This is a genomic window from Burkholderia cepacia complex sp. TUM26381 (assembly GCF_057439935.1).
In genome coordinates, this window is sequence record NZ_CM172006.1 from 2,576,698 (window position 1) to 2,591,286 (window position 14,589).

The window sequence follows — 14,589 nt, forward strand, 5'->3', positions numbered from 1 at the left end:
TCGTCGGGGCCGCCGGCGACGCTCATGCGTCGCGCAGCGACTGCAGCGCGGGGCGCCGCAACACATTATGCAGGCTCAGCCAGCCGGCCGCACCGGCGCAGGCAACGCCGGCCGCGATGCCGGCCGGCACGAGCCACGGATCGACGGCAAGCTGGAAGTCGAATACGCGCGACGCAAGCACCCAGCCGACCGCGATCGCGCCCGCCGATGCGAGCACGCCGGCCAGCGCGCCGACCACGACGAATTCCGCGCGCTGCACCGCATTGACCTGCGCGCGCGACGCGCCGAGCGCGCGCAGCAGCGCGGCCTCGCGTACGCGCTCGTCGCGCGAGCCGGCGAGCGCCGTGTACAGCACGAGCACGCCGGCCGCGAGCGTGAACGCGAACAGGAACTGCACCGCGCCGACCACCTGCAACATCATCCGCTGCAATTGCGCGAGGATCGGCGCGACGTCGATCGCGGTCAGGTTCGGATAGCGCGCGATCAGTGGATCGAGCAGCGCGGCATTCGATGCGGGCAAATGGAAGCTCGTCAGGTAGACGGCCGGGAAATCCTTCAGCACCGGCGGCGGCATCAGCACGAAGAAATTGACGCGGAACGAGCCCCAGTCGAGCTTGCGCACGCTCGTGACCGGCGCATCGACCGTCAGCCCCGTCACGTCGAAGCGCAACGTGTCGCCCGGCTTCACGTTCAGCGTCTTCGCGAGGCCGGCCTCGATCGAGATCTGCGGCGTGGCCGCGGTGCCGAACCAGTCGCCTTCGACGATCCGGTTGTCGGACGGCAATTCGGTCGTATACGACAGGTTGAACTCGCGGTCGACGAGCCGGCGCGCCTCCTCGGACGGATACGCATCCGGATTCACCGGCTTGCCGTTGATCGCGACGAGGCGGCCGCGCACCATCGGCGCGGGCACCGCGTCGCGCACGCCGTGCGCGGCCAGATAGGTGGCAACGTCGTCGCGCTGGTCGGGCTGGATGTCGATCAGGAACTGATTCGGCGCGTCGGGCGGCGTCGACTGCCGCCAGCCCGCGACGAGATCGTTGCGCGTGATCGCGATCAGCAGCAGGCACATCAGGCCGAGCGCCAGCGCGGTGATCTGCAGCGCGCTGGCCGTGCCGCGCCGGTGCAGCGACGCGAGCGCGTAGCGCCAGCCGACGCCGGCGGCCACGCGCGCGTTGCGTACCGCACGGGCGGCCGCGAACAGTACGAGCCGCGCGATCAGCGCAAAGCCGACCAGCGCGCCGGCGAAGCCGCCCGCGACGATCAGGCCAAGCTTCAGGTTGCCGGCCGCGACGATCAGCAGCCCCGCGAACAGCACGACGCCGATCGCATACGCAGCCCACGCGGTGCGCGACGCATCGCCCCACTCGCGTCGCAGCACACGCACCGGCGGCACGCGCGTGAGCGGCACGAGCGGCGGCAGCGCGAAGCCGAGCAGCAGCACGAGCGCGGCGCCCATGCCGATCAGCGCCGGCCACAGCGTGGGCGGCGGCAGCGCGACGTCGATCAGGCTGCCGAGTGCGGCCAGCAACGCCCAGTGGCCGCCGTAGCCGAGCACCGCGCCCGCCGCGCCCGATACGATGCCGATCCCGGCGAATTCGAGTGCAAACAGCGCGCCGAGCGTGCGGCGGCTCACGCCGAGGCAGCGCATCGTCGCGCAGCCGTCGAGATGGCGCCGCATGTAGCGTTGCGCGGCCATCGCGATCGCGACCGCCGCGAGCAGCGCGGTCAGCAGCGCGACGAGCGTCAGGAAATGGCGTGCGCGATCCAGCGTCTGCCGCACCTGCGGCTGGCCTTCCTGCAACGACTCCAGCCCGACGCCGCGCAGTTTCCCGCCGTCGACGCGTGCATGCGCAAACGCTTCGAAACGCGCGACGGCCGGTGCGTCGCCGGCGACCAGCAGCCGGTAGGTGACGCGGCTGCCATAACCGGTGAGCCCCGTCGCAGCGAGGTCGTCCGCGCGCATCATCAGCCGCGGCGAAAAATTGACGAACGAAAAGCCGCGATCGAGCTCGCGGGAAATCGACGCGGCGACCGTGAACGTGCGTAACCCGACGCGCACCGTATCGCCCGCCTTCAGGTGTAGCGCATCGAGCAGCGCGGGGTCGGCCCACACGGTGCCGGGCGCGGGAATTGCCGCGGCCTTCTGCGCGACGGTGGCGCCAGCCGGCACGATATCCACCGCACCGCGCAGCGGATAGCCGGGCGACACGGCCTTCACGGCCGCAAGACGCGACGGTGCGGCATCGGCTGCCTGCCCGCCCGCGGCGGCCGCGATCATGCTGGGGAAAATGGCGGTCGTCGCGGTACGCAGGCCGAGCGCCTGGGCCTGCCGGCCGAACGATGGATCGACGGGGCGATCGGCGCGCACGACGAAATCGGCGCCGAGCATCTGGCGCGCATCGCGTTCGAGCCCCTGACGCAGCCGGTCGGCGAGAAAACCGACGCTCGTGAGCGCCGCGACCGCGAGCACCAGCGCGAGGACGAGCAGCGTCAACTCGCCCGCGCGCCAGTCGCGCGCGGTCATCCGGACAGCCTGGCGGATCAGGTCGCGCAGGCCGAAGCGGCCGGCCTGCGCGCGCCCGTCATGGCCGGATTGTCCGGCCGGCGGCTGCGCCGCGTGTTGCGGCCCCTTCAATCGCGCTTCCCTCCGATCGAATTGAGCCGCGACACCATGTGGTTCGCCATCCCGCGAAAACCACCCGACACGCCGCGCCACAGGCGCGGCAGCGCCCACGCCGACGCGGCGATGAACGCGGCGAGCAGTACGAGGAACGCGAGCGGAACGAAGAATGCGAGGACAAGCCCGCCGACCACGAGGCCGTCCTCGGTCGACGACGCGACCCAGTTCGAAATCGGTTCGGGAGACAGGTTGATCAAGGCGCGCGTACCGGCCTTCGCGACGTGCGCGGCGCCGGCCAGCGAGCCGCCGGCGAGCCCCGCGACCGCGAGCACGGTCGGATCGGCATGGCCGAGTGCACCGGCTGCCAGTACGGCGCCGGCCGGAATGCGGATGAAGGTATGCACGGCATCCCACAGCGAGTCGAACGCGGGGATCTTGTCGGCCAGGAATTCGGTGAGGGTGAGCACGGCCGCCGCGCCGATGACCCACGGCGACATCAGGACGGCCAGCGTATCGGGCAGATGGAGCCAGCCGACCCGCGCGAGCACGCCGGCGATCAGCACCGTCAGGTACAGGCGCAGCCCGCTCGCCCACGCGAGCCCCGCGCCGAGCGAAATGGCTTCGATCATCGCCCTCTCCTTGCACTTTCCGTGCGTTTTGCCGATTGACCGGATCGGGTCGGACAGACCGGCCGCGCGGCGCGTGGCGACCGGCACCGTGTGCCGCGAGAAGCACGACGGTATTCAGGCCCGAATGCGTTCCATTATAGACAGGCTATCCGGGTGACCGGCGCAATTCCGCGGTGCGGCACCCGGGGCGCATGCGCGCCCGGGATGCCGATACCCGGATGCCGGCGTCAGGCGGCCGACGACAGCTTGAGGCCGATCAGCCCTGCGACGATCAGCGCGGCGCTCGCGACGCGCGCGGCGGTCAGCGCCTCGCCCATCATCACGATGCCGAACACGAACGCGCCGACCGCGCCGATGCCCGTCCACACCGCGTACGCGGTGCCGAGCGGCAACTGGCGCATCGCCACCGCGAGCAGCCCGAAGCTGGCCAGCGCCGTCACGATCGTAAATACCGACGGACCGAGCTTCGTGAAGCCATCCGACGATTTCAAGCCGGCCGCCCAGGCCACTTCCAGCAAACCGGCGATCAACAACCATACCCACGCCATCTCGACGTACTCCGTATCGGATGGGGCCGTCCCCGTTGAAACGAATGACCCGGGGTCGTCCCCGGGCGGCGCCGAGTATAACAAGATGCTTACGGACACGCCGGCTGCGGGCCACGCCGGTGGCCGATCCGGGGCGCGATCGGCCGGGCCCGGTCAGTTCGACACGCGCTTCGGCGCGACACCGCCGACGCAGCGGTCGTCGCGGTACAGCGCCCACTCCTCGCAGACGCGGCCATCCTTGAACATGCACATCCCGACCTGCCCGCTCGGCAGGCTGCGGACCACGTGGCGGCCGCCGAGCTTCTCGCAGTTGACCGACGCGGGATTGGCCATCGCCGCCTGCGCGGGCGGCTGCTGCGCGGGCGGCAGCGGTTGGGCGAACGCGCCGGGCGCAGCGAGCGCCAGCGCACAGATGACGACCAGACGGACGGACATTGCACGCTCCTCGTTTTTGTTCGCGGAACGGTCAGGATAACGGGGAATGAGCGCGGAGTGTGCAAGGCCGGCGCAGGTCGCGAGACTGTCGCGCCGACGCAACCCTGCCGGCGCGCGACGTCATGTGCCGGTATGCCGCTGCCGCCCGGCCCGCTCCGTCACGCGGCGCCGACGAGCCGGTAGCCGACGCCCGTTTCGGTGACGATGTGCTCGGGCTGCGCGGGGTCGAGCTCGAGCTTCTGGCGCAGGTGCGCCATGTAGATGCGCAGGTAGTGATGGCTTTCGACGTGCGAAGGCCCCCACACGTCGCGCAGCAATTGGCGGTGCGTGAGCACGCGCCCCGCGTGACGCACGAGCGTCGCGAGCAGCCGGTATTCGAGCGGCGTCAGGTGCACGATCTCGTTGTCGCGCCACACCTGGCGCAGCGCGAGATCGACGGTCACCGTGCCGAAGGTCACCTTCGGCGATTCGTTCGCGCCGCCCTGGTTGCGCCGGCGCAGCTGCGCACGAATCCGCGCGCGCAGTTCGGACACGCCGAACGGCTTGGTCAGGTAGTCGTCGGCGCCCGCGTCGAGCGCGGCGACCTTCTCCTCTTCCTGCGTGCGCGCGGACAGCACGATCACCGGCACCTCGGACCAGCCGCGCAGTTCGCGGATCACGTCGAGGCCGTCGGTGTCGGGCAGGCCGAGGTCGACGATCACGAGGTCGGGCTTGCGCGTCGCCGCGTCGATCAGCCCTTGCTTGCCCGTCTCGGCCTCGAACACCGCGATGTCCTCCTCTTCGAGCGCGGCGCGCACGAAACGGCGGATCTGCTTTTCGTCCTCGATCAGGACGACGGTCAGGCTGGGTTCACTCATGGTCTGGCAATGACTCGGATGGGGACGATGCGCCCGGCACATCGGATTCTTCGTCGGGCACGGCCGGCGCGGCCGGTGGCGTTTCGACCGGCAGCGTGAACCAGAAGCGCGCGCCCGTCACGTGGCCGTCGGGCGCGGTGCGGTTGAGCGCGCCGATTTTACCGCCGTGCGCTTCGACGATCGCACGGCAGATCGCAAGGCCCAGGCCGATGCCCGGCGTCGCCGATTCCTTTTCGCCGCGCGTGAATTTGTCGAAGATGCGCGTTTCCATTCCGGCCGGCAGGCCCGGGCCGTGATCGTCGACATGGACGCGCACGAACGGCAGCCCGTCGTCGGTCACGCGTTCCGCGCCGATGTCGATCGGCGTATCGGGCGGCGTGTACTTCGCCGCGTTCTCGAACAGGTTGGTGAACAGGCGCTCCATCAGCACCGCGTCCATCTGCAGCAGCGGCAGGTCGGCCGGCAGCGTGACGCGCGCCGGATGACGCGCAAGCACACGCTTGCATGCGGCGAGCGCGGCGCCGACGGTTTCCTCGAGCAGCGACCACTGGCGCTTGAGCTGCAGGCTGCCGGCCTGCAGCCGCGCCATGTCGAGCAGGTTCGTGACGATGCCCGTCATGCGCAGCGCCTCGTCGTGGATGGCGTCGACGAGTTCGCCTTCGCGCTGCGCGAACCGCTCGGCCGCCGTGGCGTCGCCGCCCTGCGCGGCCGCGCGCCCGTTCGCGAGCATCGACGAGAAACCGACGATCGTCGTGAGCGGCGTGCGCAGGTCGTGCGAGATCGCCGACAGCAGCGAGTTGCGCAGCCGTTCGGACTCCATGTTGACGAGCGCATCGCGCGCGATGTCGACGTAGTGCACGCGTTCGAGCGCGAGCGCGATCTGCGCGGCGAACGCGTCGAGCATCCGCTGCTGCTCGGGCACCTCGAGTTCGCGCGGCTCGCGCGACGCGACCGCGAGCACGCCGCGCGTACGCATCGGCGCCCTCAGCGGCAGGTACAGCGCGGCCGTCGCGGGCAGCGTGTCGGTGCCGCGGCCGGCAGGCTTCTGCTGGTCGTACACCCACTGGCCGACGTCGCTGTCGAGATCGGCGCCCGTCAGCGTGACGGCCGCGTCGGGGTCCTCGATCTTCTGCCGCACCTTGTCGGCGCTGTCGGGCAGCAGGAATGCGACGCGCGCGCGAAACACCTCGCCCACGTGGCGGCTGCCGATCTCGACGATCTGCTCGGTCGTCAGCGCCGCGCCAAGCTCGCGCGCCATCGCATAGATCGCGCCGGTGCGGCGCTCGCGGCGCTGCGCGACGCTTGCCTGGCGCGTCAGCGTCGACGTCAGGTGGCTGATCACGAGCGACGTCAGCAGCATCCCGAAGAAGGTCAGCAGGTATTGCGTGTCGCTGACCGAGAACGACATGCGCGGCGGCACGAAGAAGTAATCGAACGCGGCCACCGACAGGAACGACTGCAGCACGCCCGGCCCGCGCCCGAGCCGCACGGCCGAGAACACCACGCCGAGCAGGTACAGCATCACGAGGTTCGTCAGGTCGAGCCGCTCGGATACGAGGTTCGCGACAACGGTGATCGCCGCGCAGATCGCGGCGGCATACGCGTAGTGCCGCGGCGGCGAACGATGCGTGCCGAACTGCGCAAACGCATCGCGCCAGTCGCGCACCCGCGCATCGAGCGGCGCGGCGCGCGCCTCGTCGCTCGCGGACGCACGGATCAGCATCAGGTCGACATCGCCCGCGCGTTCGGCGAGCTGCTCGCCGAACGGCCGCGCGAGGCGGCGCACGAGTCCGGCCTTCGGCGAGCCGCCCGCGACGATCTTCGATACGTTGCGCACCTTCGCATAGCCGATCAGCGCGGCCACCGCGTCGGCGCCGGCGAGCGTGGCCGTCTCCGCGCCGAGTTCGGCCGCGAGCTTCAGCGCATCGAGCGTGCGCTGGCGCCGCGCATCGGGCAGCCGCTGCAGGCGCGGCGTCTCCACGTACACGGCGAGCCAGTCGGCCTTCAGGCTCGCGGCGAGCCGCGCGGCCGCGCGCACGAGCGTCGGCGCTTCGGGGCCGGGCCCGACGCACACGAGCAGCCGCTCGCGCGCCTGCCAGATGCGCTGGATCGAACGGTCGGCGCGGTATTCGCGCATCTGCGCGTCGACGCGATCGGCCGTGCGCCGCAGCGCCAGTTCGCGCAGCGCGATCAGGTTGCCCTTGCGGAAGAAGTTGCGCACCGCGCGCTCGGCCTGCTGCGCGAGATAGACCTTGCCGTCGCGCATCCGCTCGAGCAGCTCCTCGGCCGGCAGGTCGACGAGCGTGACTTCGTCGGCCGCATCGAACACGCGGTCGGGCACGGTCTCCCACACGCGGATGCCGGTGATCGCACCGACCACGTCGTTCAGGCTTTCGAGATGCTGGACGTTGACGGTCGTATAGACGTCGATGCCCGCGTCGAGCAATTCGTAGACGTCCTGCCAGCGCTTCAGGTGCCGCGCGCCCTGCACGTTCGAATGCGCGAGCTCGTCGACGAGGATCAGTTGCGGCTCACGCGCAAGCGCGCCGTCGAGATCGAATTCAGCGAGCGTGCGGCCGCGATAGTCGATGCGCGCGAGCGGCAGCACGTCGAGGCCGTCGAGCAGCGCGGCGGTTTCGCTGCGGCCGTGGGTCTCGACGATGCCGACGACGACGTCGACGCCTTCCTGCAGGCGCTGGCGCGCGGCCTGCAGCATCGCGTAGGTCTTGCCGACACCGGCGGAAGCGCCGAAGAAGATCTTGAGCTGGCCGCGCCGCTGCTTTTCTTCGTCTCGCTGCAGCTTGTCGAGGAGTTGGTCTGGATCGGGACGGTTCATGCGTCAGGAAAGCGGAGCGCCCGGATGCGCGCGAGTACGAGCATTGTTGTTCCAAATCGCCGCAAAAGGCAAAGACGGCGCATGCGCCGTCGGGAAAAAAGCATGTCCGGCGCGGATCGTGCCGCGCCGGACGCCGGTTGCCACCGGAAGCCCGGCCGCGCGCTCAGTGCGCGGCCTGCGCCGCGTCGAGTGCGAGGTTCAGCTTCAGCACGTTCACGCGCGGCTCGCCGAGCACGCCGAACTGGCGGCCCGTCGTGTTCGCGGCCACGAGCTGCGCGACCGCATCCGGCGCCAGGTTGCGCGCCTTCGCGACGCGCTCGACCTGGTACGCGGCGGCGGCCGGCGTGATTTCCGGATCGAGGCCGCTCGCCGACGCCGTCACGAGATCGACCGGCACGGGCTTCGACATGTCGGTGCCGGCATCGTGCAGCGCGGCGATGCGCCCCTTCACCTGGTCGGCGAGCGACGGGTTCAGCGGGCCGAGGTTCGAGCCGCCGGAGCCGGTCGCGTTGTACGGCATCGGCGACGTGGCCGAGAGCCGGCCCCAGAAGTACTTCGGCGCGTCGAACGGCTGGCCGATCAGCGCGGAGCCGACCGCCTTGCCGTCCTTCTCGATCAGGCTGCCGTTCGCCTGCGACGGGAACACGGCCTGGCCGAACACGGTCATCACGGCCGGGTAAGCGAGCCCCGTCACGGCGGTCAGGACGACAAAGAGCACGACGAGCGGGCGAATCAACGTTTTCATGATGTTTCCTTCAAATGCGGCCGGCTCAGGCCCAGCCGAGTGCGGCGAGCGTCATGTCGATCAGCTTGATGAACGGGAATGGCAGCAGCACGCCGCCGAGGCCGTAGACCAGCAGGTTGCGGCGCAACAGCGACGCGGCGCCGAGCGGCCGGTACGTGACGCCCTTCAGCGCGAGCGGAATCAGCGCGACGATGATCAGCGCGTTGAAGATCACCGCCGACAGGATCGCCGACGCCGGCGACGTCAGGTGCATGATGTCGAGCACGCGCAGCTGCGGGTAGGTCGTCACGAACGCGGCCGGGATGATCGCGAAGTACTTCGCGATGTCGTTCGCGATCGAGAAGGTCGTCAGCGAGCCGCGCGTCATCAGCATCTGCTTGCCGATCTCGACGATCTCGATCAGCTTCGTCGGGTTCGAGTCGAGGTCGACCATGTTGCCGGCCTCCTTCGCCGCCTGCGTGCCGGTGTTCATCGCCACGGCCACGTCGGCCTGCGCGAGCGCCGGCGCGTCGTTGGTGCCGTCGCCCGTCATCGCGACGAGCCGGCCGGCCGCCTGGTGCTCGCGGATCGTCGCGAGCTTGGTTTCCGGCGTCGCTTCCGCGAGGAAGTCGTCGACACCCGCCTCCGCCGCGATCGCCGCGGCCGTCAACCGGTTGTCGCCCGTCACCATCACGGTCTTGATGCCCATCTTGCGCAGTTCCGCGAAGCGCTCCTTGATGCCGCCCTTCACGATGTCCTTCAGCTCGATCACGCCGAGCACGCGCGCCGCCCCTTCATGCAGGTCGGCCACCACGAGCGGCGTGCTGCCGCGGCGCGCCACCTCGTCCACCGCGCGGCGCACTTCTTCCGGGAAGCGGCTGCCGTGCGTCTCGACGTAGCGGCGGATCGCGTCGGCCGCACCCTTGCGGATTTCACGGCCCGGCAGGTCGACGCCGCTCATCCGCGTCTGCGCGGAAAAGCCGATAAACGCCGCATGCAGCTGCGCCATGTCGCGCTGGCGAATGTTGAAGCGCTCCTTCGCGAGCACCACGATGCTGCGGCCTTCGGGCGTTTCGTCGGCAAGCGACGACAGTTGCGCGGCATCGGCCAGCGCTTCCTCGGTCACGCCCGGCGCCGGCACGAACGTCGACGCCTGGCGGTTGCCGAGCGTGATCGTGCCGGTCTTGTCGAGCAGCAGCACGTCGACGTCGCCGGCCGCTTCCACCGCGCGGCCCGACGTCGCGATCACGTTCGCCTGCATCATCCGGCTCATCCCGGCCACGCCGATCGCGGACAGCAGGCCGCCGATCGTCGTCGGGATCAGGCACACGAGCAGTGCGACGAGCGCGGTGATCGTCACCACGTGGCCGGCCTTCATCGCTTCGACCGAGAACATCGAGAACGGCAGCAGCGTTGCGGTGGCCAGCAGCATCACGATCGTCAGCGCAACGAGCAGGATCGTCAGCGCGATCTCGTTCGGCGTTTTCTTGCGCTTCGCGCCTTCGACCATCGCGATCATCCGGTCGAGGAACGCCTCGCCGGGGTTCGCGGTGACCTTGACGACGATCCAGTCGGACAGCACGCGCGTGCCGCCCGTCACCGACGAAAAATCGCCGCCCGATTCGCGGATCACCGGCGCGGATTCGCCGGTGATCGCCGATTCGTCGACGGATGCGACGCCGTCCACGACCTCGCCGTCCGCCGGGATCACGTCGCCGGCCTCGACCAGCACGACGTCGCCACGGCGCAGCTCGGTCGCGGTCGTGATGCGGATCGGCGACTTCGGATGCGGCTCGTTGAGCTTCTTCGCCATCACGTCCTTCTTCGCGCTGCGCAGCGATGCGGCCTGCGCCTTCGAGCGCCCTTCGGCGAGCGCTTCGGCGAAGTTCGCGAACAGCACGGTGAACCACAGCCACAGCGCGATCGCGAGGATGAAGCCCGCGGGCGCCTCGGCCTGGCCGGCGAGCGCCGCGATCCACAGGATCGTCGTCAGGATGCTGCCGACGTACACGCAGAACATCACCGGGTTGCGGAACTGCGTGCGCGGCGTGAGTTTCTTGAACGAGTCCACGATCGCCGGGCGCAGCAGCGCCGGATCGAACATGGACCGTGTTGCGGAATGTTGAGTCATTGCGATCTCTTCAATCTCTTCAGTCTTTTCAAGGTGTCGCCATGCGGGCGCGCGTTACGCGCCCAGCCACATCATCAGGTGCTCGACGCCCGGGCCGAGCGCGAGCGCCGGCACGTAGGTCAGCGCGCCCACCAGCAGCACGGTGCCGAGCAGCAGCACGACGAACAGCGGACCGTGCGTCGGCAGCGTGCCGCTCGTCACCGCGATGCGCTTCTTCGCGGCGAGCGAACCGGCGATCGCCAGCACCGGCACGATCGTGCCGAAGCGGCCGAACCACATCGCGATCGCGGTCATCCAGTTGTAGAACGGCGTGCCGACCGTCAGGCCCGCGAACGCGCTGCCGTTGTTGTTCGCGGCCGAGCTGAACGCGTACAGGATTTCCGAGAAGCCGTGCGGGCCCGGGTTCGCGATGCCGGCCTTGCCCGCATCGGCAAGCACGGCGATCGACGTGCCGACCAGCACGAGCAGCGGCGTGAGCAACACGACGATCGACACCATCTTCATCTCGTACGCTTCGATCTTCTTGCCGACGTATTCCGGCGTGCGGCCGATCATCAGGCCGGCGACGAACACCGCGAGCAGCGCGAACACGAGCATCCCGTAGAGGCCCGAGCCGACCCCGCCGTAGACCACCTCGCCCAGTTGCATCAACAGCATCGGCACGAGGCCGCCCAGCGGCGTCAGCGAATCGTGCATCGTGTCGACCGCACCGCACGACGCGGCCGTCGTCGCGACCGTGAAGATGCCGGTCTGCGCGATGCCGAAGCGCGTTTCCTTGCCTTCCATGTTGCCGCCCGGCTGCAGCGCGCTCGCCGACTGGTCGACGTGCAGCGCGGCGAGCGTCGGGTTGCCGCCCTGCTCGGCGCTTACCTCGACACCGATCGCGATCACGAACGCGACCGTCATCGCCGCAAGCACCGCGATGCCCTGCCGGCGGTCGCCGATCACGCGGCCGAACACGAGACACAGCGCGGCCGGGATGATCAGGATCGCGAAGATCTGGATGAAGTTCGCGAACGGCGTCGGGTTCTCGTACGGGTGCGCGGAGTTCGCGTTGAAGAAGCCGCCCCCGTTGGTGCCGAGCATCTTGATCGCTTCCTGCGACGCGACCGGGCCCATCGCGAGCGTCTGCTTCGCGAGCGGGGTCGGCACCGTGACCGCATTGCCCTTGTCGTCCTTCACCGGGTTGCCCTGCGCATCGAGCTTCGGCGCCGCGTAGGTGCTCGCCTGCAGCACCGGCACGTCCTGGTACGCCTTCATGTTCTGGATCACGCCCTGGCTCATCAGCAGCGCGGCGATCACGACCGACATCGGCACGAGCACGTACATCGTCACGCGCGTCAGGTCGACCCAGAAGTTGCCGATCGTCTGCGCGGTGTGACGTGCGAAGCCGCGGATCAACGCGATCACGACGACGATGCCGGTCGCCGCCGACAGGAAATTCTGCACAGTGAGGCCGAGCATCTGCGTCAGGTAGCTGACGGTCTGCTCGGGCGTGTAGTCCTGCCAGTTCGTGTTGGTGACGAAGCTGACGGCCGTGTTGAATGCGCCGTCGACCGTCATCGGGCCGAACTGCTGCGGATTGCCCGGCAGGAAGCCCTGCAGGCGCAGCAGGCCGTAGAGGAACAGTGCGCCGAGCGCGTTGAACGCGATCGTCGCGATCGCATACTGCTTCCAGTTCATCTCGCTGCCGGCGTCGACGCCGGCGATGCGGTACAGCACGCGTTCGAGCGGCCCGAACACGCGCACGACCCGCGAGCTGCCGTCCATCACCGCCGACAGGTAGCGCGCGACCGGCACGGCCGCCGCGAGCAGCACGACGATGAACAGCAGCGTCTGCAACAGGTTGTTCGCGTTCATTCGATGTCCTCCGCGCGCAGCAGCGCAAAGACGAGATACGCAAACAGCAGCGCCGTCGAGGCGCCCGCCAGCCAAAGCATCCAGGTCATGCTCGCCCCCCGCGACCGTATTGCACAAGCTTGTCGCAACCGGCGACCAAACCGAGGATCAACGCGGTGAAGAGCACCAGAGCGCCGATGAAAACCCCATCCATTTTTGTGTTCTCCGTCGTCGAAATCAGACGACTAGAACCTTATGGGAACGCACGTAAAGGACGGGTCAAAGGTATCGGGGCGGATATAAAAAACGTGTAAACGCGCGGACGGGGCAAACCGGGAGGCGGGACGGACGGCGCCACGGCGCCGCCCGCGGGGGTGCGTGCCGGCATGGCGCCGGCACGGGGGGATGGATCAGGGAACGAGGATCGTCGAGCCGGTGGTCTTGCGCGCTTCGAGATCGGCATGCGCGCGGCCGACTTCCGCGAGCGGATAGCGCTGGTTGATGCTGGTCTTCACCTTGCCCGACAGGATCACGTCGAACAGCTCGGCGGCCGCGGCTTCGAGATCGGCGCGCTTCGCGATGTACGAGAACAGCGTCGGCCGCGTGAAGAACAGCGACCCGCGCGACGAGAACTCCTTCGAGTCGATCGGCGGCAGCGGGCCCGACGCGTTGCCGAAGCTGACGAAGTAGCCGAGCGGCGCGAGGCAGTCGAGCGAGCCGATGTAGGTATCCTTGCCGATCGAATCGTAGACGACCGGCACGCCGGCGCCGTTCGTGATCTCCTTCACGCGCTGCGTGAAGTTCTCGCGCGTGTAGACGATCGGGTGATCGCAGCCGTGCGCCTTCGCGAGTTCGGCCTTTTCGTCGGAGCCGACCGTCCCGATCACGGTCGCGCCGAGCGCCTTCGCCCACTGGCACACGAGCAGGCCGACGCCGCCGGCCGCCGCGTGGATCAGGATCGTGTCGCCGGCCTTCACCGGATACGTGCGGCGCAGCAGGTAGTGCGCGGTCAGGCCCTGCAGCATCACCGACGCGGCATCGTCATAGCTGATGCCGTCGGGCAGCTTCACGAGCCGCTCGGCCGGCATCACGCGCTCCTGCGCGTACGCCCCCGGCGGCTGCCCGACATACGCGACGCGGTCGCCGGCCTTGAGCGCGGTCACGCCGTCGCCGACGGCCGTCACTTCGCCGGCCGCCTCCATCCCGAGGCCGCCGGGCAGCGGTTGCGGATAAAGGCCGGTGCGGAAATACACGTCGATGTAGTTGAGCCCGACCGCGTGCTGCCGGATGCGGACCTCGCCCGCCTTCGGCTCGCCGACCTCGACATCGACCCACTTCATCACGTCCGGGCCGCCCGGCTGGTCGTATCGGATTGCTTTCGGCATCGTTTCGCTCCTCGTCTGTCAATCGGTCAGGAAAAATTCCGGGTCGCCGATGCGCGGGCCGGCCGATTCATGCGGGAACCGGGCCGCGGGCGCGTATCGCGACGCACGATTCTCGCGCGTCGCCGCCGTCCGTGCATGGCCCTGCCGCGAACAGGGGCAATCGGGCGCGGCGCGCGCCTAACAAACGTCCTGCATGTTGCGCGCCAGATCGTCGAGCAGCATCCGCGCGGTGGCGACGTTGGTCGCAACCGGCACGTCGTGCACGTCGCATGCGCGCACGAGCGCGGTGATGTCGGGGTCGTGCGGCTGCGCGGTCATCGGGTCGCGCAGGAACACGACGATGTCGACGCGGCCCTCGGCCAGTTCCGCGCCGATCTGCAGGTCGCCGCCGAGCGGCCCCGACAGCTTGCGCTCGACCTCCAGCCCGTGCGCGGCTGCGATGCGGCCGCCCGTCGTGCCGGTCCCGACCAGCCGGCATTGCGCGAGCGTCGCGCGGTATTCGCCCGCGAGCGCGACGATCTCGTCCTTCTTCGCGTCGTGCGCAATCAATGCGATGCGGGGTTTGCTCATCTCCAGTTCCTT

At 69.4% G+C, this 14,589-nt stretch carries 12 protein-coding genes; all 12 read right to left on the reverse strand.

Annotated elements, in window-relative coordinates; all coding sequences use genetic code 11:
• Positions 1-22 precede the first annotated feature (22 nt).
• A complete protein-coding gene (locus ACWMMN_RS12090; RefSeq protein WP_486422691.1) occupies positions 23-2,638 on the reverse strand; it encodes an ABC transporter permease in 2,616 nt (871 codons plus the stop codon).
• Complete coding sequence (locus tag ACWMMN_RS12095; RefSeq protein ID WP_034190778.1) at positions 2,635-3,252, reverse strand: DUF4126 domain-containing protein; 618 nt, start codon at positions 3,250-3,252, stop codon at positions 2,635-2,637. The genes ACWMMN_RS12090 and ACWMMN_RS12095 overlap by 4 nt, the downstream gene beginning before the upstream one ends.
• A gap of 227 nt (positions 3,253-3,479) precedes the next feature.
• Entirely contained in the window at positions 3,480-3,800 is a 321-nt protein-coding gene (gene sugE / locus ACWMMN_RS12100; protein ID WP_027786846.1) for a quaternary ammonium compound efflux SMR transporter SugE, read from the reverse strand.
• A 153-nt stretch (positions 3,801-3,953) separates the two neighbouring features.
• On the reverse strand, positions 3,954-4,235 hold the full coding sequence (locus tag ACWMMN_RS12105) for a putative hemolysin (RefSeq protein ID WP_059233578.1): 282 nt from the start codon (positions 4,233-4,235) through the stop codon (positions 3,954-3,956).
• A 158-nt stretch (positions 4,236-4,393) separates the two neighbouring features.
• Complete coding sequence (gene kdpE / locus ACWMMN_RS12110) at positions 4,394-5,092, reverse strand: two-component system response regulator KdpE (RefSeq protein ID WP_059233577.1); 699 nt, start codon at positions 5,090-5,092, stop codon at positions 4,394-4,396.
• Positions 5,085-7,928, reverse strand: a complete 2,844-nt coding sequence (locus ACWMMN_RS12115; protein ID WP_486422692.1) for a DUF4118 domain-containing protein — start codon at positions 7,926-7,928, stop codon at positions 5,085-5,087. Before ACWMMN_RS12115 ends, kdpE begins: the two co-directional genes overlap by 8 nt.
• A 163-nt stretch (positions 7,929-8,091) precedes the next feature.
• Positions 8,092-8,673, reverse strand: coding sequence for a potassium-transporting ATPase subunit KdpC (kdpC, locus tag ACWMMN_RS12120; protein WP_059233575.1), 582 nt, complete (start codon positions 8,671-8,673; stop codon positions 8,092-8,094).
• Positions 8,674-8,698: 25 nt separating this feature from the next.
• Positions 8,699-10,783, reverse strand: coding sequence for a potassium-transporting ATPase subunit KdpB (gene kdpB, locus ACWMMN_RS12125; RefSeq protein WP_059233574.1), 2,085 nt, complete (start codon positions 10,781-10,783; stop codon positions 8,699-8,701).
• 54 nt (positions 10,784-10,837) lie between these two features.
• Positions 10,838-12,643, reverse strand: a complete 1,806-nt coding sequence (gene kdpA, locus ACWMMN_RS12130; protein WP_174993813.1) for a potassium-transporting ATPase subunit KdpA — start codon at positions 12,641-12,643, stop codon at positions 10,838-10,840.
• Positions 12,640-12,732 (reverse strand): K(+)-transporting ATPase subunit F, encoded by a 93-nt coding sequence (gene kdpF, locus ACWMMN_RS12135; protein WP_006752209.1) that lies wholly within the window; start codon positions 12,730-12,732, stop codon positions 12,640-12,642. Before kdpF ends, kdpA begins: the two co-directional genes overlap by 4 nt.
• A gap of 300 nt (positions 12,733-13,032) precedes the next feature.
• A complete protein-coding gene (locus ACWMMN_RS12140; protein ID WP_059233572.1) occupies positions 13,033-14,007 on the reverse strand; it encodes a quinone oxidoreductase family protein in 975 nt (324 codons plus the stop codon).
• A 177-nt stretch (positions 14,008-14,184) separates the two neighbouring features.
• Positions 14,185-14,577 carry a methylglyoxal synthase gene (locus ACWMMN_RS12145; RefSeq protein ID WP_059233571.1) on the reverse strand — a complete coding sequence of 131 codons (393 nt, stop codon included), beginning with the start codon at positions 14,575-14,577 and terminating at the stop codon, positions 14,185-14,187.
• Between the last annotated feature and the right edge of the window lie 12 nt (positions 14,578-14,589).

Excerpts from the sequence above, each read along its gene's own strand:
- ACWMMN_RS12115 (WP_486422692.1), bottom strand. The coding sequence starts at position 7,928 with ATGAACCGTCCCGATCCAGACCAACTCCTCGACAAGCTGCAGCGAGAC.
- kdpF (WP_006752209.1), bottom strand. The coding sequence starts at position 12,732 with ATGACCTGGATGCTTTGGCTGGCGGGCGCCTCGACGGCGCTGCTGTTT.
- kdpB (WP_059233574.1), bottom strand. The coding sequence starts at position 10,783 with ATGACTCAACATTCCGCAACACGGTCCATGTTCGATCCGGCGCTGCTG.
- ACWMMN_RS12095 (WP_034190778.1), bottom strand. The coding sequence starts at position 3,252 with ATGATCGAAGCCATTTCGCTCGGCGCGGGGCTCGCGTGGGCGAGCGGG.
- sugE (WP_027786846.1), bottom strand. The coding sequence starts at position 3,800 with ATGGCGTGGGTATGGTTGTTGATCGCCGGTTTGCTGGAAGTGGCCTGG.
- kdpE (WP_059233577.1), bottom strand. The coding sequence starts at position 5,092 with ATGAGTGAACCCAGCCTGACCGTCGTCCTGATCGAGGACGAAAAGCAG.
- kdpA (WP_174993813.1), bottom strand. The coding sequence starts at position 12,643 with ATGAACGCGAACAACCTGTTGCAGACGCTGCTGTTCATCGTCGTGCTG.
- ACWMMN_RS12105 (WP_059233578.1), bottom strand. The coding sequence starts at position 4,235 with ATGTCCGTCCGTCTGGTCGTCATCTGTGCGCTGGCGCTCGCTGCGCCC.
- ACWMMN_RS12140 (WP_059233572.1), bottom strand. The coding sequence starts at position 14,007 with ATGCCGAAAGCAATCCGATACGACCAGCCGGGCGGCCCGGACGTGATG.
- kdpC (WP_059233575.1), bottom strand. The coding sequence starts at position 8,673 with ATGAAAACGTTGATTCGCCCGCTCGTCGTGCTCTTTGTCGTCCTGACC.
- ACWMMN_RS12145 (WP_059233571.1), bottom strand. The coding sequence starts at position 14,577 with ATGAGCAAACCCCGCATCGCATTGATTGCGCACGACGCGAAGAAGGAC.